Consider the following 19962-nt stretch of genomic DNA (forward strand, 5'->3'; position numbering starts at 1 on the left):
CCGGACGGCACGACACCGGGGTCGTCGTGTCCGGATGCTCCTGTCGGGAGGACGGAGTTCCGGTCACGACGACCCCGGTGGGTCCTGAACGGCGGCCTGTAGCCGCCTCGTCAATTGAAGATGCTCACACCACCCGGCCCGACGAGCAGGCCGACCACGATGAGGACGATGCCCCACAGGATCTGCCGCCGGAACAGCGCGAGGATGCCGGCGACCACGAGTACGACTGCGAGAATCCAGAGAATCAGCTCCATGATTGCTGAATACCCGACCCACCGACGCCGGAAACCTGCGCGTGATCGAGGTGGTCGCCCAGGTGGAAGACGCTGTACGCCTGCTTGATCACGGGGTGGGCGACGTTGCGGACGCGTACCCCGCCGGGCGTGGTGCCCCGCTCGGAGCCGGCGTGCGCGTGCCCGTGCAGGGCCAGCGCGGTCGGCGCCGAGTCGATCGCCTGCCCGAGCTGGTACGAGCCCAGGAACGGGTAGATCTCCAGCGGCTCACCGGCGAGCGTGTCGGGCACCGGCGCGTAGTGGGTCAGCGCCACCAGCACGTCGCACTCCAGTCCCCGCAGCGCGGCGGACAGGGCGTCCGCGCTCTGGGTGGTGGTCCGGACGAACGCCTTCATCTCCGGCTCGCCGAAGTCGCTGGCGCAGCGGCCGGCGAACCCCCCGCCGAACCCCTTCACCCCGGCCACACCCAGTCGGCCACCGGCGCAGTCCAACACGACGCCGTTGCCCTCCAGCACGGTGATCCCGGCGTCCTCGAGCACCTTGACCACCTGCGGCACCTGGTCGCACTGGTGGTCGTGATTGCCCAGCACGGTCACCACCGGCACGCCCAGCCCGCCGAACTCGGTGGCCACGCACCGGGCCTCCGACTCCGTCCCGTGCCGCGTCAGGTCGCCGGCGAGCAACAGCACGTCGGCGTGCTCGGGCAGCTCGTCCAGTGCCGGCCGGAACCGGCCGACCACGTCCTCGTCCAGATGCACGTCGCCCACGGCGGCGATCCGGATCACCATGGAACCTCCTCAGGGCAGTTGCTCGATCTCCGTGGGCGCCTGCGCGCGGATCACCCCGATGTCGCTGGTGACCGGCACGTCGGGGAAGCGTTCGGCCACCCGGCGCAGGATCTCCTCGCGCCGGTGCGGGCTCTCGACCTCGCCGTAGAGCACGAGGCCGCGCTCCCGGCGGACCACGGTGATCCCCTGCTCGGCCACGTCCGGGTCCTCGGCGAGCAGCCGGTGGATCTCCGCCTCGACGTACTCGTCGGGCGGTCCGGTGGCGACGTCGCGGTGCTCGGTCACGGTGTCCCCTCTCCCTCGCCGGTGCCGGAGTGCGGCACCACTTCCAGCCGGTCCAGCAGCACCAGGAACGCCTCCGCGTACGGGGAGTGCTGCGTCTCCTTGCGTACCCGTTCCCAGTCGATCTGCTCCCGCAGGGAACGGGCCAGCGGCAGGCCCCGGGCGAAGTCGCAGTAGTGCTGCGAGAAGCTCAGCAGCTTGTGCACCATGAGCTGGCTGGCCGAGAGCACCGGCATGTGGATCGCGTCGACCGGCCGCACGACCGTGTCGGCGAACGTCTCCTCCGTCACCGGCGTCTCGATCGGCCGGTGGATCAGGTCCACCATGCGACCGTCGTCGAACACCTTGACCAGCCAGTCCTCGGGCGGCCGCTCGGCGGTGAAGCCCGCCGCGACCAGCGCCTCGAGGGACCGTTCCACGTCGACCTCCCGGATCAGGAAGTCGACGTCGTGGTCGCTGGAGTGACCGCCGTGGGCGTACACCGCGAAGCTGCCCCCGAGCGCGAAGGGAATCTCTTCCTGCTTGAGCACGGCGGCGACCTTCTTCAACGTGTGCACCAGGCTCTCGTCCCCGCGCTCTGCCATTGGCGTCTCCCGTCGATGCTGGTGGGCGGCTGATCCAACTCCGGTACCCGGCATCCCGGCGGGCCACACCTGGCAGGTGGCACGGTCGGGGTCAACCGGGAGGACACGGCACAAATCTCCGGGTACGCGAGCGCGGGTCGGATAGCCTGTGCAGAGTGTCCAGATCACCGGGGGCGCGGCGCGGCAGGGCCCGATTGCGCGCCGTCGCCCTGATCGGCATCGACGGCTCGGGCAAGACCACCCAGGCGCACCGGCTCGCCGACGCGCTCACTGCGGCGGGCCGCCCCGCCACCTACCACCGCAACGCCGGCGGGCGGCGGTGGCTGGGCCGCCTCGCGCACCGCCTCGGCCGCCCGGACGCACAGCGGCTCGTCGGGCGCAGCGGCATGCTGGCGGTGGAGTCCGTGCTCCGCTGGCTGGCGATCGCCCTCGCCCTGCTCAGCTGCCTGGCCACCGGCCGGGTCGCGGTGATGGACCGCTACTCCGCCTGCCAGTACGCGAGCATCCGGGCGCACGGGGGCCAGCGCTGGGAGCGGCTGGCCCGCGCCGGCTACCGGATGTTCCCGCGACCGCAGCTGACCTTCCTGCTGACCGTCGATCCCGCCGAGGCGTACCGGCGGATCGAGCAGCGCGGCACCGACCACGAGAGCATGCGCTACCTGACCGCCGCCGACACCGCGTACCGGACCCTGCCGGAGTATCCGACCTTCGTCGTGGTGGACGCCGGGCGCCCGCCGGAGGAGGTCTCCCGGCAGATCCAGGCGCACCTGGCGGGCTGGCTGGAGTCGTCCGCCGACGGTCGCGACGGCCCGTTGACCGACGGGCGGGACGTGCGGTCCGCCGTCGTGCCCGGGCCGCCGGGCGCGGAGCCGGTCGCGATCGGCCGGCTGAGCGCCTGAGCCGACGGCCCCAGGGCCGGCTGCCAGGGGATCCGGCCGGGTGGCGGGGCACCGCGGGAGGCGGCGGGATGGCATCGTCTGTACGGGGCCGAGTGTGGGCCGGCGGCGACCGGGTGGCCTCTCCACGCAGGTCCGGCGGGGGAGGCGACGTCCTCCGTGGAATGGCACGCTGGGCGGTACGGATGGCACGCTGGGCGAAACGGCATGTCCGGGCGGGCGGTACTTTCCTCAATACGCGCAGTCATGGTTGACGCTCACGCCTCGTGAAAGTAAGTTTCATCCGTGGCGAAGAGTCCGAAGATTTCTGCGAGTCACGAGCCGGGTGGGCTTATCGTCCACATCAGCGGCCTGCTCCCGTCGTTGTCGCCGGCCGAGCAGCGGGTCGCCCGGCTGGTGGTCGCCGACCCGGCCGCCGCCTCGCGTCGGACCATCACCGACCTCGCCACCGCCGCCGAGACATCCGAGGCGACCGTCATCCGCTTCTGCCGATCGGTCGGCATGGACGGCTACCCGCAGCTGCGGATCCGACTCGCCGCCGAGGCCGCCCGCCGGGTCGAGCCGCCCGACGCGCGGGTCGTCGGCGGCGACATCCCACCCGGGGCCGACCTCGCCCAGATCATCGCGACCATCGCCTTCAACGACGCGCGGGCCGTCGAGGAGACGGCCGAGCAGCTCGACCCGGCGATCTGCGAGCAGGTCGTCGACGCCATCGCCGGCGCCGGAAGGATCGACGTCTACGGGGCGGGCGCCAGCGGCTTCGTCGCCTCGGACTTCCAGCAGAAGCTGCACCGCATCGGCCGCACCGCCTTCTACTTCCCGGACGTGCACACGGCGCTGACGTCGGCCGCGCTGCTCGGGCGGGGCGACGTCGCGGTCGGCATCTCGCACACCGGCACCACCTCCGACGTGATCGAGGTGCTGGAGCAGGCGCGGGCCCGGGGGGCGGCCACGGTGGCGCTCACCAACTTCCCCCGGTCGCCGATCACCGAGGTGGCCGACTTCGTGCTCACCACGGCCGCCCGCGAGACCACCTACCGCTCGGGCGCGATGGCGAGCCGGCTGGCCCAGCTCACCGTCGTCGACTGCCTCTTCGTCGGGGTGGCCGCGCGCAACCGGTCCCGGGCCAGGAAGGCCCTCGAAGCGACAGCCGAGGCGGTCCGGTCGCACCGGGTCGGCCCGGGACGGAGGCGGGCATGACGGCGGGCGCGGTGGAACCCCACGAGGTGACGGCCCCGGTGACGGCCCGGCCGGTGATCCGGGTCGGCGCGCCGACCGAGCGGCGCAACCCGCTCAGCGCGGACCTCGACCTCATGTCGACCCGGGACGTGCTCACGGTCATCAACGAGGCGGACCGGCGGGTGCCCGGCGCCGTCGCGGCCGTCCTCGACGAGATCGCCGCGACGGTGGACCTGGCGGTGACCGCCCTGCGCGGCGGGCACCGGGTGCACTACTTCGGCGCAGGCACCTCCGGCCGGCTCGGCGTGATCGACGCCGCCGAGCTGGCGCCCACCTTCAACTCGCCCCGGCACTGGTTCTGCGCCCACATCGCGGGCGGGCCGGAGGCCATGTGGCGGGCGGTCGAGGACGCCGAGGACGACGACCGGGGCGGCGCGGCGGAGGCCGCCGACTGCGTACGGGCCGGGGACCTGGTGGTCGGGCTCGCCGCCAGCGGACGCACACCGTACGTCCTGGGGGCGCTCGCCGCGTCGAGTGCCAAGGGGGCCTCGACCGTGCTGCTCTGTGCCAACCCGGAGGCGCAGGCCGCCCGGTCGGTGGACGTCTTCATCGGGGTGGACACCGGACCGGAGGTCGTCACCGGGTCGACCCGGATGAAGGCGGGCACCGCGCAGAAGCTGGTGCTGAACACGTTCTCCACGGCCGTGATGGTCCGGCTGGGCCGGGTCTACTCGAACCTCATGATCGACATGGTCGCCACCAACGCCAAGCTCCGGGGCCGGATGATCTCGATCCTGATCGAGGCGACCGGCTGCTCGGAGGAGATCTGCCGGCGGGCACTCAACGAGGCCGACGGCGACATGAAGGTGGCGCTGGTCTCGCTCGTCTCCGGGGTGGAGGTGTCCGCCGCGCGGGCCGCCCTCTCCCGCTCCGCCGACCAGGTCCGCGGCGCCCTGGCCCTGCTCGCCTCCTGACCCGACCCACTCCCGCCCCAGCCCCCGCCACACCCGCCCTGCGATCCCCGTCACGTACGGGCACGGTTCCGCGGTGCGGATTGTTCACCGGGGGGTGGGGTATTACCACGGGCGTGGATGAACCGACCGGTCCACCCGTGCGTGACTCCGCAGTGACCAGGATCGCAGCCCGACGGTGACCCGGGTCGCTGCGTGTGCGGGCGGGGCAATGCTGCCATGGACCGGGACACGGCGACACGTCGATCCGCCGCCCCTGGCGTGGTGCCCATCGGAGAGCCGCCACCCGGGGTGCTGACAGCAAACATGGACCGCGCTCTCAGCGGATTATCAGGCATTCGTGACACTTTCGACTCACGACATGGAATCCCCGACGCGTCTCAACTGTTGTGTAGGTGTCAGCACCGGTGGGCACAGCGGAAGTTACGGGGGAGGGCTGATGGACGTGGGGATGGCAAGGAACCGGGCAACCGGCGCGAGCGAGGGGACCGTGGGCAACGTGGACAAGAACATCGGCATGCGAACCGACGAGGTTGCCGAGGAGCGCGACCTGGTCGGCGTCTACCTTCACGAGATCTCCCGGACGCCACTGCTGGACGCCGCCAAGGAGGTCGACCTCTCCAAGGCCATCGAGGCCGGCCTCTACGCCGAGCACCTGCTCGGCGAGGACCGCGTCCCCGCCGGTGCCGACCGGGACGACCTGGAGCGGCTGGTCGCCGAGGGCGAGCGGGCCAAGGATCTGTTCATCCGGGCCAACCTGCGACTGGTCGTGTCGATCGCCCGCCGCTACGTGCGTTCGGGCATGCCCATGCTGGATCTGATCCAGGAGGGCAACACCGGCCTGGTGCGGGCGGTCGAGAAGTTCGACTACGTGCGCGGCTACAAGTTCTCCACCTACGCGACCTGGTGGATCCGCCAGGCGATCAGCCGGGCGATCGCCCAGCAGGAGCGCACCGTGCGACTGCCGGTGCACCTGGTCGAGGACGTCAACCGGATGCGCAACGTGGCCCGGCAGCTCACCCGTGAGCTGGGCAGCGACCCGGAGCCGGAGCAGATCGCGGCGGCCCTCGGGGTCACCGTCGAGCGGGTCAACGAGCTGGTCCGCTGGTCGCAGGACACCGTCTCGCTGGACACCCCGGTGGGCGACGACGGCGACACCAACCTCGGTGACCTGGTCGCCGACAGCGACGCGCCGTCGCCGGAGGAGATCGTCCTGACGGGGCTGGAGCGGCAGCGGATCGAGGGTCTGCTCAACCACCTCGACGACCGTTCGGCCGGCATCATGCGGGCCCGCTACGGGCTCGAGGACGGCCGGGAGCACTCCCTCACCGAGGTGGCCTCGCGGTTCTCGCTCTCCCGGGAGCGGATCCGGCAGCTGGAGATCCAGGCGCTCGGTCGGCTCCGCGAGCTGGCCCGGGCCGAGGGCCTGCAGGCGGCCTGAGCAGGGTAGGAACAACGCGAACGGCCGGCGTCCGATAGGGGGACGCCGGCCGTTCGCGTTGCCGGTGGGTCAGCGGACCCGACCGTAGCCCTGGATGGGCATCAGGTTCATGCCCCGTTTGAGCACGTTGCGCCCGGCGCTCGGCGCGTCGATCACCTGACCGCCGCCGACGTAGAGGCCCACGTGCCCGAGCCCGCTGTAGAAGACGAGGTCGCCGGGACGCAGCTCGCTGCGGCTGATGTGGGCCACCGCGCCCCACTGCATCCGGGTGTTGTGCGGCAGTGACTTGCCGGCCGCCCGCCAGGCCGCCGAGGTCAGGCCCGAGCAGTCGTAGCCGTTCGGTCCGTCGGCGCCCCAGACGTACGGCTTGCCGAGCGCGCCGTACGCGTACCGCACCGCGACGCCGGCCTTGCCCGAGACCGTGGGCGCCTCCTTCGCGCTGTCGGACCGGGCGGCCGGCTTCTCGGTGGCCCGGCCGTACGCCTGTCGGCGCAGCTCGTAGAGCTCGGCCAGGTCGCGCTCGATCCGCTTCTTCGTGGCGGTCATCTCTCGGGCCTGCACCGCCTGCCGGCCCAGCGTGACCTCCAGCCGGGTCTTCTCGTCGAGCAGCCGGCGCTGGTTGCCGGTGAAGTTCGAGATCTTCGCCTGCCGCTGCCGCGTGAGCTGGTCGAGCATGCTCAGCCGGTCGAGCAGGGTGTCGGCACCGCCGGGACGCAGCAGCGCCTCCGCGGTGCTCAGGTTGTTGCCGGTCTTGTACGCGGTCACCGCCATCTCGCCGACGTCCGCCCGGCTCCGTTCGGTCTCCTGCTCCAGCGGACCGATGCGGCTCTGCACCCGCGCCACGGCGGCCTGGTTGGTCTTGATCTCCTCCCGGAGCTTGTTGTACGCCTCGACGACGTGCTCCAGCTGGGAGGAGGAATTCTCGATCCGCCGGGTCAGCTCGGCGGGGGACGGTTCGGCCCGGGCGGGTATCGCCGGGGCGAGCAGCGTGGCCGACACCACGGCGACCGCCAGGGCGCGCAGCGTGTTCCTGAGGGACGACAAGAGCGGAAGGCTCCTCTCCCATCGGCCGCCGTGGGCTGCTGACGCCCCGGCGGCACCGGGCCGGTGCCGTCCGGGTGGACGGCGATCGACCGGGCCGACCGGGACAACCTATCCCGGGGCAGGAGTGATGCGCAGTTGAAGCAGGGTCGAATGTTGGCCGAGTGACGGAAATTGCGGATCACGACGGGTGCGGCGCGTGATCGACTCCTCCGGCTAGCCGCTGCGGGCGGCGGCTATTGTCGGCGATCGGGCGATCCGTGCCGTTCGTCGTTGTCGGCGTATGCCGGCGGACCGTGAGCCGTTATGACCGACAAGACCGACATGGCGGCCGGAACCGGCGGGCCACGCGACCGCGGCCCCCGGACGCGAGCCGAAATCGCCGTCCGGGCTGGCACGTGCGCCACACAATGAAGCGCGCAGCCGGGAATCCCGTCGACCGGCGATGCGAGACCGTCGACGGGAGCCGACCCGGCACCCAGCCGCGGGAGGTAGAACCGTGAACCCTCAAGGCGCCACCCGACAGACGCGGTCATCGCGGACGACCGCGCAGAAGAGCACCCTCCTCTACGCCCGACCCGGGATCATCGTGACGGTCGACCGCTTCACCGTCGGCCGCAACAGCTGGCAGGTCACCGAGCTGACCCACCTGCAGACCGGCCGCGGCCCGCACGACCGCGTCGCGGTACGGGCCGTCCTGGTCACCGGCGCCATGGTCGGCGGCGTCGGCCTGCTGCTCGGCTTCACCGGCGGGCTGCAACGGCTCACCGCGGGGGCGTACCTCGTTCTGGGCCTGGTGTTCCTGCTACCGGTGCTGGTCGCGCTGGTGGGGGACCGGTGGCGGCCGCCCGCGTACGAGCTGTGGGGCCGACGCCGGGGCGACCGGGTGCTGCTGTTCAGCAGTGACGACGAGCGGCAGTTCGGCCAGGTCACCCGGGCCCTGCGCCGGGCCCGGGAGATGAACCGGTACGGCGGCTGGGAGGACCCGCTCGCCTCGGCCGACCCGTGGCGGCCCACCCGGTGACCGGGATCAGCCGGCGACCGGCTCCGGGGTGCGCTCGGACTGCTCCGCCGTCACCCAGTTGCTGACCCGGCGCTCCGCGTAGAAGGAGACGAACGGCACCGTGCCGGCCAACATCACCAGGACCATCCGCTTCAGCGGCCAGCCGGCCCGGCGGGACAGGTCGAAGGCGGCCACCAGGTAGAGCATGTAGAGGAAGCCGTGCGCCTGGCCCACGGTCTCCACCAGGATCGGGTCGTCGAAGCCGTACTTCATCGGCATGCCGATCACGACCAGCAGGATCAGCGCCACGCCGACGATCCAGGCGATGACTCGGTACCGGGTCAGGGCTGCGCCCACCGTCGTCCGTCCTTTCGCGCCCGGCCTCAGCCGGGGTAGTCACCGGGCTTGGCACCCGGGTTGTCGTTCAGCCATTGCAGGTAGTGGTTGTAGGCGACGAGGTCGCCGTCCTCGCCGCCGCCGGCAGCCGCGGGCACGCGGGCGACCCGCACGGGTCGGCGTACGACCGGGCGCGTCGCGGCGGCCTGCGGGGCGTCGGCCTGTCGCGTCCCGGCGGCGGTCGACGCTTCCCCCTGCGCGTCGGCCGGCGCCGCCGGCCCGCGCAGGGCGTGCCGGACCTCACGCCACCAGACGAAGACCACGAAGCCCGCGAAGATCGGCCACTCGACCGCGTAGCCCCAGCTGATCGCGTTGCCGGCGGCGGCCCGGCTGACCTGCCACCAGCCCAGCGCCAGGAAACCCGAGACGAGCACGACCATGGCCACGTGGCGCGCGATCCACGCCGGGGTCCAGAGCCGTTTCATGGCATCGAGAGTACCGGGGGCCGCCGGGGTCTCCGACGCGGCGTCGTAGGTGCGGGGATGGTTTGGTGCCTGCCGGTGTGGGCATCCGTCTAGACGCGAGCCCAAACCAGAGCAGGGGGTCGATCATGACGGGATCGGTACGGCAGGACGACTTCGGCAGCCCGGAGCAGCGGATGCCCGAGTGGGACGGCGACCATGTCCACGACAGGGCCTCCGGCGAGGCCGATCCGCCCGACGGCGAGCTGCTCGGCGTCGACCCCGCCGAGCTGGCCGACGAGGACCTGATCCGGGAGATGCACAGCCTGCATCGGACCCGCCTGGACACCCTGCGCCACGCGGCGGACTCCGCGCTCGCCAACCACCTGCGGCGCACCGCAGAGCTGGAGACCGAGTACCTCGCCCGGCACCCCGGCCGCGAGGTCGACCCGAGCCGGCTGCGGGACGCCTGATGGCATCCGCCGAGCGCGGGATGTCCGCGCCGCCGGAGGTCGTGTTCAACACCGCCACCGACCCCGCCCGGGCGTCGGCGTGGCTGCCCGAGCCGCTGCGGGCCGACGGCAGCCCGGCGGACGAGGTCAGCGCCGAGGAGCTGCGGGCCCGCTGGAGCGCCGCCGAGGACTGGTCGGCGGAGATCCTGGTGGAGCCCGCCCAGGCCGGTGGCGCCCGGATGCGGCTCGACCTCACCGGCGGGCCGGACGCCGAGCGGCTGGCCGACGAGGCGCTGGACAGTCTCGCCCGCGAGGTGGCCGACAACCTGCAGGCCGGCTGAGCCGGACCGCCCCCGAGAGGATCGAGGAGACCGGGTGACCGCCCTGAAGGAGAAGGTGGCGCGGCTGCGCCAGGCGTACGCGCCGCACGAACACCGGCCGCTGGGCGGGTACCTGGCGGCGATGGGAACCTACGCCGGGGTGACCGCCGGCATCGCCGGTCTGGTCAGGGCGACCGGCCGACCGGTGCCCGAGCGTCCCGCCCCGGCCGACGTGGTGCTGCTGAGCATCGCCACCCACAAGCTGAGCCGGCTGCTGACGAAGGACGCGGTGACGAGCCCCCTGCGGGCGCCGTTCACCCGGTACGACAAGCCGATCGGCAGCGGCGAGGTGATGGAGCAGGTCCGCGACCAGGGCAGCTCCACCCGGCACGCGATCGGGGAGCTGCTGAGCTGCCCGTTCTGCCTCGCCGTCTGGGTCGCCACCGGGTTCACCGGCGGCCTGGTGCTCGCCCCCAGGCTCACCCGCCTGGTGGCGACCGCGCTGACCGCCGTGGCCGCCTCGGACTTCCTCCAGATGGCGTACGCGGTGGCCCAGCAGGCCGCCGAGGGCGGCGACCACGACGAGGACTGACGACGTACGACGAAGGGGCCGGCGCTTGAGCCGGCCCCTTCGTCGTGGCTGTCCTCAGGTCGGGGTCGTGCCGTGGTCCTCGCCGGCCCAGCCGCGGGACGTCTCCGGCTCGCGCTCGTCGGCGTCCGCACCGGTAATGATGTCCCGGTCGACCGCGGTGCGGTCGTGCTCGTTGGCGAAGTCGGGCTCCGGCAGGGTGTCCCGGCCCCCGGGGGGCTGACCGAGCGCCGGCAGCTTCTCGTGCTCTTCCTCGTGGTGGGACATCTCGCTCTCCTCACTGCTCGTCGGCCTCCGGTGCGGAAGGCCGTCCGCCCCCGGGGGACGGGTGGGCGGCGGTCTCGCCCCACGACGGGGCGTCACGGCCCGCCGGGGCCGTGCCGGTCCCGGCCGCCCGGCGTCAGGTGACCGAGCCGCCGAGCAGGTCGGCCACCTCGTCCACGGCGTACTCGCCCTCGGGCAGGGCGGCCATGCGGGTGAGGAGCTGCGCGGGAAGCTCGGCGGCGACGGCCCGGCGGTAGATGTCCGCCTGACTGATCCGCTCCTGGCCGTGGTAGAGATCCTCGAGGAGGTCGTCGAGGCGCCGGATGTCCGGCTCCTCGATCACGGGCGCGTCCGTCACGGGTGCGTCGTCGGTCACGACGGTCAGCTACCCGCGCCGGGACCGGTGAAACGTCGCCGGGCCGTGCGCGGAGTGGTCGCCGGGGCTGTGACGGCGGTTATGGCGAGGGCCGGAACACCGGCGGCGGGCCCCCGGTTGAGTCAGGTGTCGGTGTGTCCAGTGTCCCCGGGCCTCACCCAAATTGCCTTCGCGGAATTCCGTCCGGCTGGAGCCGCGTCGTGCCACTCGCCGAGAGGCGACCTGCACACCGACACCGGTGCCGCCCCCGAGCCCTCCCGGGCCCGGGGGCGGCACTGTCCGTCTCCACCACCCCCGTGGCGGGCGGGGTGGAGGTCAGGCGGGGGTGGCGGCCGGGGTGCGACGGCGGGTGCGGACGGCGGCGGCCAGGTGGCTGAGGACCTCCTCGGTGGTGTCCCAGCCGATGCAGGCGTCGGTGACCGACTGGCCGTACGTCAACTCGCGGGTCGGGTCGAGGTCCTGGCGGCCGGCGAGCAGGAAGCTCTCCAGCATGATCCCGACGATGCCGCGCTGGCCGGCGTCGAGCTGGGCCGCCACGTCGGCCGCCACCCGCGGCTGGTTGCGGTGGTCCTTGCCGCTGTTGGCGTGGCTCGCGTCGATCACCACGCGCTCGGGCAGGCCCGCCGCCCGCAGCAGCTCCAGGGCGCCGGCCACCGACTCCGCGTCGTAGTTCGGCCGCCCGCCGCCGCCGCGCAGCACCAGGTGCCCGTCCGCGTTGCCCCGGGTGTGCAGGATCGCCGGCGTGCCGGAGACGTCGATGCCGGGGAAGACGTGCGGTACGCCGGCGGCGCGGATGGCGTCCACGGCGGTGCCGATGCTGCCGTCCGGGCGGTTCTTCATGCCGATCGGCATCGACAGGCCGGAGGCGAGCTGCCGGTGCACCTGGCTCTCCACCGTCCGCGCGCCGATCGCGCCCCACGCCACCGTGTCGGCGATGTACTGCGGGGTGATCGGGTCGAGGAACTCGCAGCCGACGGGGAGCCCCAGGCGCAGCACGTCGAGCAGGAGCGCCCGGGCGGTACGCAGGCCGGTGTTGACGTCGCCGGAACCGTCCAGCCCGGGGTCGTTGATCAGGCCCTTCCAGCCCACCGTCGAGCGCGGCTTCTCGAAGTAGACCCGCATCACCACCAGCAGGTCGTCGGCCACCCGGGCGGCGGCGTCGCGGAGCAGGTGGGCGTACTCCAGGGCGGCGGCCGGATCGTGCACCGAGCACGGGCCCACCACCACCAGCAGGCGGTCGTCGGCGCCGTCCAGCACCCGGCCGACCGCGCGTCGCCCGGCCAGCACGGCCGAGGCGAGCGTGTCGTCGAGGGGCAGGTCGTGGTGCAGCAGGGCCGGGGTGGTCAGCGGCACGACACGGTCGATCCGCTGATCGCTGACCCGAACGGTCTCCGGGGTCGTCACGGTGGGAATCCTTCCGCCGACCGTGCCCCGGGGCCGGTGCCCAGGTCGAGCCGGCTGCTCGTACGCAAAAGGGCAGGAACGAGAGCTCCTGCCCGGCCGGCTCGAATGTGGTGACGTCAGATCATGGTGAAGTCACCGGCGTGCGAGCCGGCTGCCTAAACCATCGATACGAACGCGTCACGCGGCCCAGCGTACCCGTTTGCGCGGGAAGGTCCACCCGGTCGTCGGGAAAGACTCGCTTCGTGTTCACCTTCATCGATGCGTGCGGCGGTAGTTTCACGACACCGGTCGTCGGACACCTGGCACGACGCGCCCGACGGCGGCGCCTGCTCCGTCGCCGGCACCGGCTGGATCCACGTCTCGAACTCCGAGATCCCGAGCACCGGTGGGGCCGGTCGCGATCAGCCGGGCGCGATCATGCGGCGTGCCGGAGGCGGCGGCGGGGTATGTGGGCGGTCATGAGTCACGAGCAGAGCGACCAGGAACGAGTGGAGTCCCGCGCACACCTGCTGCCGGAGGAGGCGGCGGCCGGCAGCGACGACCCCCACGCGCAGGCGGAGGCCATCCTCGCCGAGTCCGACCTCCGGGAGGAGGACCGCAACGCCGCCCCCGACACCGTGCTGGAGCGGCGTACCTCCGATCAGACGGTGACCCCCATCGAGCCCCCCGACTGAGCCACGGCCCCCCGGGTCCGTCGCGAGCCCCGGTAGCTGTGCTCCCGCAGCCAGGCGATCGGGCCGACCGCCCGCAGCCCCGGCGGCAGGTTGCCGATCGGGTCGAAGGCCAGCGCCGCGTCCTCCCGGGCGCTGAGCTGGGCACCGAGGCTGACCTGCCCGAACGGACGCCACGGTCCGACGGCGGACGCGACCGCGAGCACCAGGCGCGGCGCGTCCGCCCGGGCCGCGGCGGCCACCTCGGCCAGGCTGCGGCCCAGGTCGGGCGACTCCGGGTCGGCCAGCGCGGCCAGGAAGAGCCGCCGCCGACCCGCGCGAAACGGCATGATCGTGCTGTACGTCCCCGCGAAGCGCCGCCGGGGCAGCGGCAGGTTCCGCAGCAGCGGCGCGGCCCCGCTGGAGCTGACCAGCAGGTCGAACGGCCGGCCACCGTCGCGGTGCAGCCGCACGGCCAGCCCCAGCACGTCCGGCCAGGAGCCCGGCGTGGGCACGCCCTTGGAGAGCCGGACGGTCGCCCGGAAGCGGCCTGGGCCGTCCAGCAGCGGCACCCCGGTCGGCGGTCCCGGCGTACCCCAGACGACGACCTCGCCCGCGAACGAGCGGCCCGCGGGATGCAGCAGGCGGGCCCGGCGCAGCCGGGTCAGGGCGGCGGTCGCGCGGTCGACCGCGACGGCGGCCCGGTCGGTCACGGTGGCGGCAGGCGGCATGCCTCCCCGGTACCCGGCGGCCGCCGGTCGATGCCTCGCCGCGTGCGGCGCGTCCCCTTCCCGCCCACCTGATCGGATAGCGTCGTGCCATGCCCGACAGCGGTTACCCCTGGCCCATCGAGACCACCCGCCTGGACAACGGCCTGCGCGTGGTGGTGAGTGAGGACCGCACCGCCCCGGCGGTCGCGGTGAACCTCTGGTACGACGTCGGTTCCCGCCACGAGCCCGAGGGCCAGACCGGCTTCGCGCACCTCTTCGAGCACCTGATGTTCGAGGGCTCGGTCAACGTGGCGAAGACCGAGCACATGAAGCTGGTGCAGGGCGCGGGCGGCTCGCTCAACGCCACCACCAACCCGGACCGCACCAACTACTTCGAGACCGTCCCCGCCGAGCACCTGGAACTGGCGCTGTGGCTCGAGGCGGACCGGATGGGCGGCCTGGTCCCCGCGCTGACCCAGGAGACGCTGGACAACCAGCGGGACGTGGTCAAGAACGAGCGGCGCCAGCGCTACGACAACGTGCCCTACGGCGACGCCTGGCTGCGCCTGCTGCCGCTGCTCTACCCGCCCGGGCACCCCTACCACCACGCCACGATCGGGTCGATGGCCGACCTGAACGCCGCCGACCTGGCCACCTTCCAGGCGTTCCACCGGACGTACTACGCGCCGAACAACGCCGTGCTCACCGTCGTGGGCGACGCCTCGGCCGCCGAGGTGTTCGCGCTGGCCGACAAGTACTTCGGCGCCATCCCGCCGCGCGCGGAGATCCCGTCCGCCCCGGACGGCCGGACCGTCCCGGCCACCGGCCGACCCGCCGTGGAGACGGTCACCGCCGAGGTGCCGGCGCCGCGCGTCTACGTCGCGCACCGCACCCACCCCTTCGGCAGCCCCGGCTACGACGTGCTGACGGTGCTCGCCACCGTGCTGGGCAGCGGCCGGGGCAGCCGCCTCTACCAGCGCCTCGCCGACGGCGAGCGGATCGCCCAGCCCGACATGGTCGGGGCGTACGGCGTGGACCTGGCGCACGCCCCCGCGCCGCTGATCGCCACCGCCACGGCCCGCCCCGGGGTGAGCGCCGAACGGCTGGGCGCCGGGCTGGCCGAGGTGGTCGACGAACTGGCCACCGTCCCGGTCACCACCACCGAACTGGACCGGGCCAAGTCCCTGCTGAGCACCTCGTGGTGGCGGCAGATGTCCACGGTGGACGGCCGGGCGGACACGCTCGGGCGCTACGCCACCCAGTTCGGCGACCCGGCGAAGGCCGCGGAGCGGCTGCCGGCCTGGCTCGCGGTGACCGCCGAGCAGATCGCCGAGGCCGCCGCCGAGGTGCTCGCTTCCGACGACCGGGTCACCCTGACCTACCTGCCCGAGGAGAAGCCCTGATGACGCTGATCGCCGACCGTCCCGGGCCCGGCGCCGCCCGCCCGTACCGGTTCCCGCAGGTGGTCCGCCGCACGGTGGCGGGTGGTCAGGTGGTCGCCGCGCACCTGCCCGGGCAGAACCTGGCCGTGGCGCTGCTGCTGCTCGACGCGGGCGCCGTCCGCGAGCCCACCGGCAAGGAAGGGCTCGGCGCGGTGCTCGCCAAGGCCCTGGAGGAGGGGACCGCGCAGCGCGACGCGACGGCGTACGCGCTGGCGATCGAAGGGCTCGGCACCGAGCTGGTGATCGGGCTGGACTGGGACTCCTTCCAGGTCAGCGTGCAGGTGCCGGTGGAGCGCCTGAACGCCGCCGTGGAGCTGCTCGCCGAGGCGGTGCGCACCCCGAAGCTGGACCCGGACGACGTCCGGCGGGTCCGCGACGACGAGGCGACCGCGCTGCGGATGGACTGGGCCAACCCCGGCCCGCGGGCCGACGCGGCGCTGCGCGCGGACCTGTTCGGCGCCGGCAACCGCTGGGGCCGTCCCCTCTACGGCGACCCGGAGTCGGTGGCGGCGCTGGACGTCGAGGACGTCACGGTCTTCCACTCCGAGTGGTTCATCCGTCCCGGCACGCTGGTCGTCGCCGGGGACCTGGACCGGCTGGACCTGGACGCGCTCGGCGCGGCGGCGTTCGCGGGCACCGGTGGCGGGCCGGTCGACCGGGGCGGCCCGATCGAGGTGCCGACCCGCCCCGGCCGGCGGATCATCCTGGTGGACCGGCCCGGCTCGGTGCAGTCCACGCTGCGACTGGGCCACCCGTCGCCGCACCGCTCCCACCCCGACCACGTGCCGATGACGCTCGCCGGCACGGTGCTCGGCGGGGCGTTCACCTCCCGGCTCAACCACCTGATCCGCGAGGTACGCGGCTACACGTACGGCATCCGGGGCGACTTCGCCTCGTCCCGCCGGTTCGGCCGGTTCGGGGTCAGCTCCAGCGTGCAGACGGCGGTCACCGCGCCGGCCGTCGTCGAGGCGGTCGGCGAGATCACCCGTACCCGGGAGACCGGGGTGACCGAGGAGGAGCTGGCGGTCGCGCGCTCCTGGCGGGCCGGGCAGCTCTCGGTCGAGTTGCAGAGCCCCCGGTCGATCGCCTCCGCGCTGACCACCCTGGTCGTGCACGACCTGCCCGACGACTACCACGCCCGGTTGCGCGAGTCGCTGCTCTCCGCCGACCTGGCGGAGGTCTCCGCGGCGGCGGCCACGCACCTGCGTCCGGAGGATCTCACCATCGTGGTGGAGGGCGACGCTGCGGTGATCCGCGACGAACTCGTCGCCGCCGGCCTGGGCGAGCTGGTCGAGCACGCCTCCTGACCGGCGCGGGGGGTGTGACATGGATCGCGCCGCCCCCGGTCGGCGCGGGTGGCCCGTCCGGGGCGGCCGGCGTGGATGCTCCGGCGGGCCGCCCCGCCGGCTGACGATCCTCCCGTCCCACCGGCCCCTCCGGCGATGTCGTTGCGTCCCGGCGCGGCCCGGGGTGACCACGGCCACCGCCGGGCGGGAGCGCCGCCGGCCCCGGTGGGTGGGAAAGCGTTCCCGGTCGGGTCGCCGGGCTGGGTAGCCTCGCGGGCATGAGGATCGGCATTGTGGGGGCCACCGGCCAGGTCGGTGGCGTGATGCGGCAGGTGCTGGCGGAGCGGGAGTTCCCGGCGGAGCAGGTGCGGTTGTTCGCCTCGGCGCGGTCGGCCGGGCGCACCCTGCCCTGGCGGGACGGCGAGGTGACCGTGGAGGACGCGGCCACCGCCGACTACTCCGGGCTCGACATCGTGCTCTTCTCCGCCGGCAAGGGCAGCGCGAAGGAACTCGCGCCCCGGGTCGCCGCCGCCGGCGCCGTCGTCATCGACAACTCCTCGGCGTTCCGCATGGACCCGGAGGTGCCGCTGGTCGTCGCCGAGGTCAACCCGCACGCCGCCGCCGTACGCCCCAAGGGGATCATCGCCAACCCGAACTGCACGACGATGGCCGCGATGCCCGTGCTGCGCCCGCTGCACGCCGAGGCGGAGCTGGTCAGCCTGGTCGTCTCGACGTACCAGGCGGTCTCCGGCGCCGGCCTGGCCGGCGTCGCCGAGCTTGACGAGCAGGTCCGCAAGGTCGCCGAGCACGCCACCGGCCTCGCCTTCGACGGCGCGGCCGTGGAGTTCCCGGCCCCCCGCTCGTTCGCCCGGCCGATCGCGTTCAACGTGCTCCCGCTCGCCGGCTCGATCGTCGACGACGGCAGCTTCGAGACCGACGAGGAGCAGAAGCTGCGCAACGAGAGCCGCCGCATCCTGGAGATCCCCGGGCTGCGCGTCTCCGGCACCTGCGTGCGGGTGCCCGTGTTCACCGGCCACTCGCTCCAGATCAACGCCCGGTTCGCCCGCCCGATCAGCCCGCAGCGGGCCCGCGAGCTGCTCGACGGCGCCCCCGGCGTGGCGCTCGCGGACGTGCCGACCCCGTTGCAGGCGGCCGGCCAGGACCCCACCTTCGTCGGTCGGATCCGCGCCGACGAGACCGTCGAGCACGGCCTCGCCCTGTTCTGCTCCAACGACAACCTGCGCAAGGGCGCCGCGCTCAACGCGGTGCAGCTCGCCGAGCTGGTCGCCGCCGAGCGCCGCTGACCGACGCGCCTTCCCGGGCCCCCGCCGGCTGTGGCGGGGGCCCGTCGCGTCCCCCGGTGCGGCCCGCCGCGTCGGCGTACGGCAGTCACGCGGGGCGTCCGCCGTGGTTCGATGGGAACGCCGTGACCGGTCGAGCGGAGGTTGCCGTGGCGGACGACGAGACCCAGCGGGCGTTGACGGAGCTGATCGCCGGTCACCGGCTGGGGGTGCTGGCCACGCTCAAGCGGGACGGTCGCCCGCAGCTCTCCACCGTGATCTACGCCTTCGACAGCGGCTCGGCCCTGATCCGCGTCTCGGTGACCGACGGCCGGGCCAAGACCGCCAACCTGCGCCGGGACCCGCGCGCCTCGTTCCACGTCGCCAGCGACGACGGCTGGGCGTACGCGGTCGTGGAGGGGCGCGCCGAGCTGACGCCGGTGGCCGCCGACCCGCAGGACGCGACCGTGACGGAGCTGGTCGACCTCTACCGGGCGATCCAGGGGGAACATCCGGACTGGGCCGACTACCGGCGGGCGATGGTCGCCGAGGGGCGCCTCGTGCTCCGGCTGCACGTCGAGCGCCTCTACGGCCTCCCGCCGCGCGCCTGACCCGGGCCGGGCGCGCACGCGTTACCCCGTCCGGTCGGCGGGTAGACGGCGGTGCCGACACCGAGAGGGGAGCACCATGACAACGGTCGGAGAGTTCATGACGACCCGGTTGGTGACGATGGACGGCAACGACACGCTGATCGCCGCGGCGCAGGAGATGCGCGACAGCGCCATCGGCGACGTGGTGGTGACCGACGGCGACGACGTCATCGGCATCGTGACGGACCGGGACATCACGGTCCGGGGCGTGGCCGAGAACATGGACCCGAACTCGACCCCGCTCAACCGGATCACCAGCAAGGACGTGATCACGGTCAGCCAGTACGACGACGCGGTCGCCGCCGCCGACCTGATGCGGACCTACGCCGTACGCCGGTTGCCGGTCATCGACGACGGGCGGCTGGTCGGCCTGGTCTCGATGGGTGACCTCGCCGTGGAGCGGGAACCGCAGTCGGTGCTCGCCGACATCAGCGCCGACGAACCGAACAACTGACCGTACGCGTCGGCGCGCCGGCTCCCCGAGGTGGGAGCCGGCGCGCTGGCCCTCGGCTGGACCGCCGGAACTATGATCCCGGCGTGCCCGCAGAGCCCCCCGCGCCAGGCCGGATCGCGCCGACCGGCTGGCGCCCCGACGTCCGACCCACCCTGCCGCCGACCGGGCCCGTGCCGGTGGCGGGAGCGTGGTCGGCCGGCAGGTCGACGGCGATGACGGTGCTGTTGGTCCTGTTCGGCCTGGCCGTGGTCGGGGTGAACACCGCGATCGCGTACGTGGCGGTCGGCGCGACTGTCGTCCCGATCGTCACCGGGCTGCTCCTCTGCCTGGTGTTCGTGCTCGCCGTGCGTCTGCTGCACCGGGCCGCGTGGCTGGCGTTCCTCGCCATGGGGCCGGCCCTGTTCGTCCTCGTGGGCTCGGTGCAGCTCGCCCCCGAGGCGGTGCTGGAGGCGCGCGGCGTCCGCCAGGAGGTGACGATCGTCGACGTGTCGGTCGTCGGCAAGCGACACGCCTTCACGCTTGAGGGCGCCGACGGGCGCCTCGACGAGCCGCTGGTCCACCAGGGCAGCAACCCCGGCTACCGGGTCGGCGACCGGCTTGCCGTGCTCACCGATCCCGACGGGGTGGTCGAACTCGAGGCCGCCGACCGGGTCGACTCCGGCGGCATGGTCGGGGCGCTGCTCTTCGGCGGTGCCGGCTGGACCTTCATCGCGCTGCTCGCCGGGTGGCGCGGCCACGTCCGCCGCCGGCACGACCGCCACGACACCCTCCTGATCTAGGGCCTGTTTCATAAGGGCGGTCGAGCCGAGGCGGAGTCCGGGCGGCGATCCGGCAAGGCGCGGTTTCGTCCGGATACCGGTGTTGTATCCG

The 19962-nt window shown here is 73.4% G+C and carries 26 protein-coding genes; 15 read left to right on the plus strand and 11 right to left on the minus strand.

Annotated elements, in window-relative coordinates; all coding sequences use genetic code 11:
• Positions 1-110: 110 nt before the first annotated feature.
• From AB0B83_RS15840 to AB0B83_RS15855, 4 genes are read right to left on the minus strand one after another with little or no spacing between them, the layout of a single operon-like run.
• Positions 111-254, minus strand: coding sequence for a GPGG-motif small membrane protein (locus tag AB0B83_RS15840; RefSeq protein ID WP_007464364.1), 144 nt, complete (start codon positions 252-254; stop codon positions 111-113).
• The gene (locus AB0B83_RS15845) at positions 245-1021 is read right to left on the minus strand and encodes a metallophosphoesterase (protein ID WP_357578814.1); all 777 of its coding nucleotides are present in this window, start codon (positions 1019-1021) and stop codon (positions 245-247) included. Before AB0B83_RS15845 ends, AB0B83_RS15840 begins: the two co-directional genes overlap by 10 nt.
• 9 nt (positions 1022-1030) lie before the next feature.
• A complete protein-coding gene (locus tag AB0B83_RS15850) occupies positions 1031-1306 on the minus strand; it encodes a hypothetical protein (protein WP_132239421.1) in 276 nt (91 codons plus the stop codon).
• Positions 1303-1941 carry a nucleotidyltransferase gene (locus AB0B83_RS15855; protein ID WP_357578815.1) on the minus strand — a complete coding sequence of 213 codons (639 nt, stop codon included), beginning with the start codon at positions 1939-1941 and terminating at the stop codon, positions 1303-1305. The genes AB0B83_RS15850 and AB0B83_RS15855 overlap by 4 nt, the downstream gene beginning before the upstream one ends.
• Positions 1942-2042: 101 nt before the next feature.
• Between AB0B83_RS15855 and AB0B83_RS15860 the strand changes: the two genes are divergently transcribed.
• The 4 genes from AB0B83_RS15860 (at position 2043) to AB0B83_RS15875 (ending at position 6374) form a co-directional block, all read left to right on the plus strand.
• Positions 2043-2786 carry a dTMP kinase gene (locus AB0B83_RS15860; RefSeq protein ID WP_357578816.1) on the plus strand — a complete coding sequence of 248 codons (744 nt, stop codon included), beginning with the start codon at positions 2043-2045 and terminating at the stop codon, positions 2784-2786.
• 282 nt (positions 2787-3068) lie between these two features.
• A complete protein-coding gene (locus AB0B83_RS15865) occupies positions 3069-3983 on the plus strand; it encodes a MurR/RpiR family transcriptional regulator (protein ID WP_357578817.1) in 915 nt (304 codons plus the stop codon).
• Positions 3980-4936, plus strand: coding sequence for an N-acetylmuramic acid 6-phosphate etherase (locus AB0B83_RS15870; protein ID WP_357578818.1), 957 nt, complete (start codon positions 3980-3982; stop codon positions 4934-4936). Before AB0B83_RS15865 ends, AB0B83_RS15870 begins: the two co-directional genes overlap by 4 nt.
• A 448-nt stretch (positions 4937-5384) precedes the next feature.
• Positions 5385-6374, plus strand: a complete 990-nt coding sequence (locus tag AB0B83_RS15875) for a sigma-70 family RNA polymerase sigma factor (protein WP_207914530.1) — start codon at positions 5385-5387, stop codon at positions 6372-6374.
• A 69-nt stretch (positions 6375-6443) separates the two neighbouring features.
• On the opposite strand, the gene AB0B83_RS15880 is transcribed toward AB0B83_RS15875, so the two are convergent.
• Complete coding sequence (locus AB0B83_RS15880; RefSeq protein WP_357578819.1) at positions 6444-7418, minus strand: NlpC/P60 family protein; 975 nt, start codon at positions 7416-7418, stop codon at positions 6444-6446.
• A 496-nt stretch (positions 7419-7914) separates the two neighbouring features.
• Here AB0B83_RS15880 and AB0B83_RS15885 point away from each other — a divergent pair, with 496 nt between their 5' ends.
• A complete protein-coding gene (locus AB0B83_RS15885) occupies positions 7915-8439 on the plus strand; it encodes a DUF6232 family protein (RefSeq protein ID WP_357578820.1) in 525 nt (174 codons plus the stop codon).
• Positions 8440-8445: 6 nt separating this feature from the next.
• Here AB0B83_RS15885 and AB0B83_RS15890 read toward each other — a convergent pair whose 3' ends face one another.
• Together AB0B83_RS15890 and AB0B83_RS15895 are read right to left on the minus strand one after the other, a co-directional pair.
• Positions 8446-8775, minus strand: a complete 330-nt coding sequence (locus AB0B83_RS15890) for a DUF3817 domain-containing protein (RefSeq protein WP_311411988.1) — start codon at positions 8773-8775, stop codon at positions 8446-8448.
• A 26-nt stretch (positions 8776-8801) separates the two neighbouring features.
• Complete coding sequence (locus tag AB0B83_RS15895) at positions 8802-9239, minus strand: hypothetical protein (RefSeq protein WP_357578821.1); 438 nt, start codon at positions 9237-9239, stop codon at positions 8802-8804.
• A gap of 122 nt (positions 9240-9361) precedes the next feature.
• On the opposite strand from AB0B83_RS15895, the gene AB0B83_RS15900 reads away from it, so the two are divergent.
• The 3 genes from AB0B83_RS15900 to AB0B83_RS15910 are packed head-to-tail and all read left to right on the plus strand — an operon-like array spanning position 9362 to position 10579.
• A complete protein-coding gene (locus AB0B83_RS15900) occupies positions 9362-9688 on the plus strand; it encodes a DUF6158 family protein (RefSeq protein WP_132239489.1) in 327 nt (108 codons plus the stop codon).
• On the plus strand, positions 9688-10008 hold the full coding sequence (locus tag AB0B83_RS15905) for a hypothetical protein (protein ID WP_132239403.1): 321 nt from the start codon (positions 9688-9690) through the stop codon (positions 10006-10008). The genes AB0B83_RS15900 and AB0B83_RS15905 overlap by 1 nt, the downstream gene beginning before the upstream one ends.
• 34 nt (positions 10009-10042) lie before the next feature.
• Positions 10043-10579 carry a DUF1360 domain-containing protein gene (locus AB0B83_RS15910; protein WP_132239401.1) on the plus strand — a complete coding sequence of 179 codons (537 nt, stop codon included), beginning with the start codon at positions 10043-10045 and terminating at the stop codon, positions 10577-10579.
• A 54-nt stretch (positions 10580-10633) separates the two neighbouring features.
• Here AB0B83_RS15910 and AB0B83_RS15915 read toward each other — a convergent pair whose 3' ends face one another.
• The 3 genes from AB0B83_RS15915 to AB0B83_RS15925 all read right to left on the minus strand — a co-directional run bounded on the left by AB0B83_RS15915 (position 10634) and on the right by AB0B83_RS15925 (position 12629).
• Entirely contained in the window at positions 10634-10843 is a 210-nt protein-coding gene (locus AB0B83_RS15915) for a hypothetical protein (protein ID WP_088998736.1), read from the minus strand.
• A 133-nt stretch (positions 10844-10976) separates the two neighbouring features.
• Positions 10977-11216 carry a hypothetical protein gene (locus AB0B83_RS15920; protein ID WP_132239397.1) on the minus strand — a complete coding sequence of 80 codons (240 nt, stop codon included), beginning with the start codon at positions 11214-11216 and terminating at the stop codon, positions 10977-10979.
• A 315-nt stretch (positions 11217-11531) separates the two neighbouring features.
• Positions 11532-12629, minus strand: coding sequence for a 3-deoxy-7-phosphoheptulonate synthase (locus AB0B83_RS15925; RefSeq protein ID WP_357578828.1), 1098 nt, complete (start codon positions 12627-12629; stop codon positions 11532-11534).
• A gap of 449 nt (positions 12630-13078) precedes the next feature.
• Here AB0B83_RS15925 and AB0B83_RS15930 point away from each other — a divergent pair, with 449 nt between their 5' ends.
• Positions 13079-13294, plus strand: a complete 216-nt coding sequence (locus AB0B83_RS15930; RefSeq protein WP_101415193.1) for a hypothetical protein — start codon at positions 13079-13081, stop codon at positions 13292-13294.
• Here AB0B83_RS15930 and AB0B83_RS15935 read toward each other — a convergent pair.
• Positions 13261-14001 carry a phosphodiesterase gene (locus AB0B83_RS15935; protein ID WP_357578822.1) on the minus strand — a complete coding sequence of 247 codons (741 nt, stop codon included), beginning with the start codon at positions 13999-14001 and terminating at the stop codon, positions 13261-13263. The two genes, AB0B83_RS15930 and AB0B83_RS15935, sit on opposite strands and share 34 nt — an antisense overlap.
• An 89-nt stretch (positions 14002-14090) precedes the next feature.
• Between AB0B83_RS15935 and AB0B83_RS15940 the strand changes: the two genes are divergently transcribed.
• The 6 genes from AB0B83_RS15940 (at position 14091) to AB0B83_RS15965 (ending at position 19871) form a co-directional block, all read left to right on the plus strand.
• Entirely contained in the window at positions 14091-15383 is a 1293-nt protein-coding gene (locus tag AB0B83_RS15940; protein ID WP_357578823.1) for a pitrilysin family protein, read from the plus strand.
• Positions 15383-16729 carry a pitrilysin family protein gene (locus AB0B83_RS15945; RefSeq protein WP_357578824.1) on the plus strand — a complete coding sequence of 449 codons (1347 nt, stop codon included), beginning with the start codon at positions 15383-15385 and terminating at the stop codon, positions 16727-16729. Before AB0B83_RS15940 ends, AB0B83_RS15945 begins: the two co-directional genes overlap by 1 nt.
• Before the next feature lie 257 nt (positions 16730-16986).
• A complete protein-coding gene (locus AB0B83_RS15950) occupies positions 16987-18012 on the plus strand; it encodes an aspartate-semialdehyde dehydrogenase (protein WP_311411981.1) in 1026 nt (341 codons plus the stop codon).
• Positions 18013-18158: 146 nt separating this feature from the next.
• Positions 18159-18599 carry a PPOX class F420-dependent oxidoreductase gene (locus AB0B83_RS15955; RefSeq protein ID WP_357578825.1) on the plus strand — a complete coding sequence of 147 codons (441 nt, stop codon included), beginning with the start codon at positions 18159-18161 and terminating at the stop codon, positions 18597-18599.
• 76 nt (positions 18600-18675) lie between these two features.
• Positions 18676-19092, plus strand: coding sequence for a CBS domain-containing protein (locus AB0B83_RS15960; RefSeq protein WP_132239381.1), 417 nt, complete (start codon positions 18676-18678; stop codon positions 19090-19092).
• 83 nt (positions 19093-19175) lie between these two features.
• The gene (locus AB0B83_RS15965) at positions 19176-19871 is read left to right on the plus strand and encodes a hypothetical protein (protein ID WP_357578826.1); all 696 of its coding nucleotides are present in this window, start codon (positions 19176-19178) and stop codon (positions 19869-19871) included.
• Positions 19872-19962 lie beyond the last annotated feature (91 nt).

Origin of the sequence: Micromonospora sp. NPDC049060 (genome assembly GCF_040649055.1) — a bacterium.
Classification (GTDB): domain Bacteria; phylum Actinomycetota; class Actinomycetes; order Mycobacteriales; family Micromonosporaceae; genus Micromonospora; species Micromonospora reichwaldensis.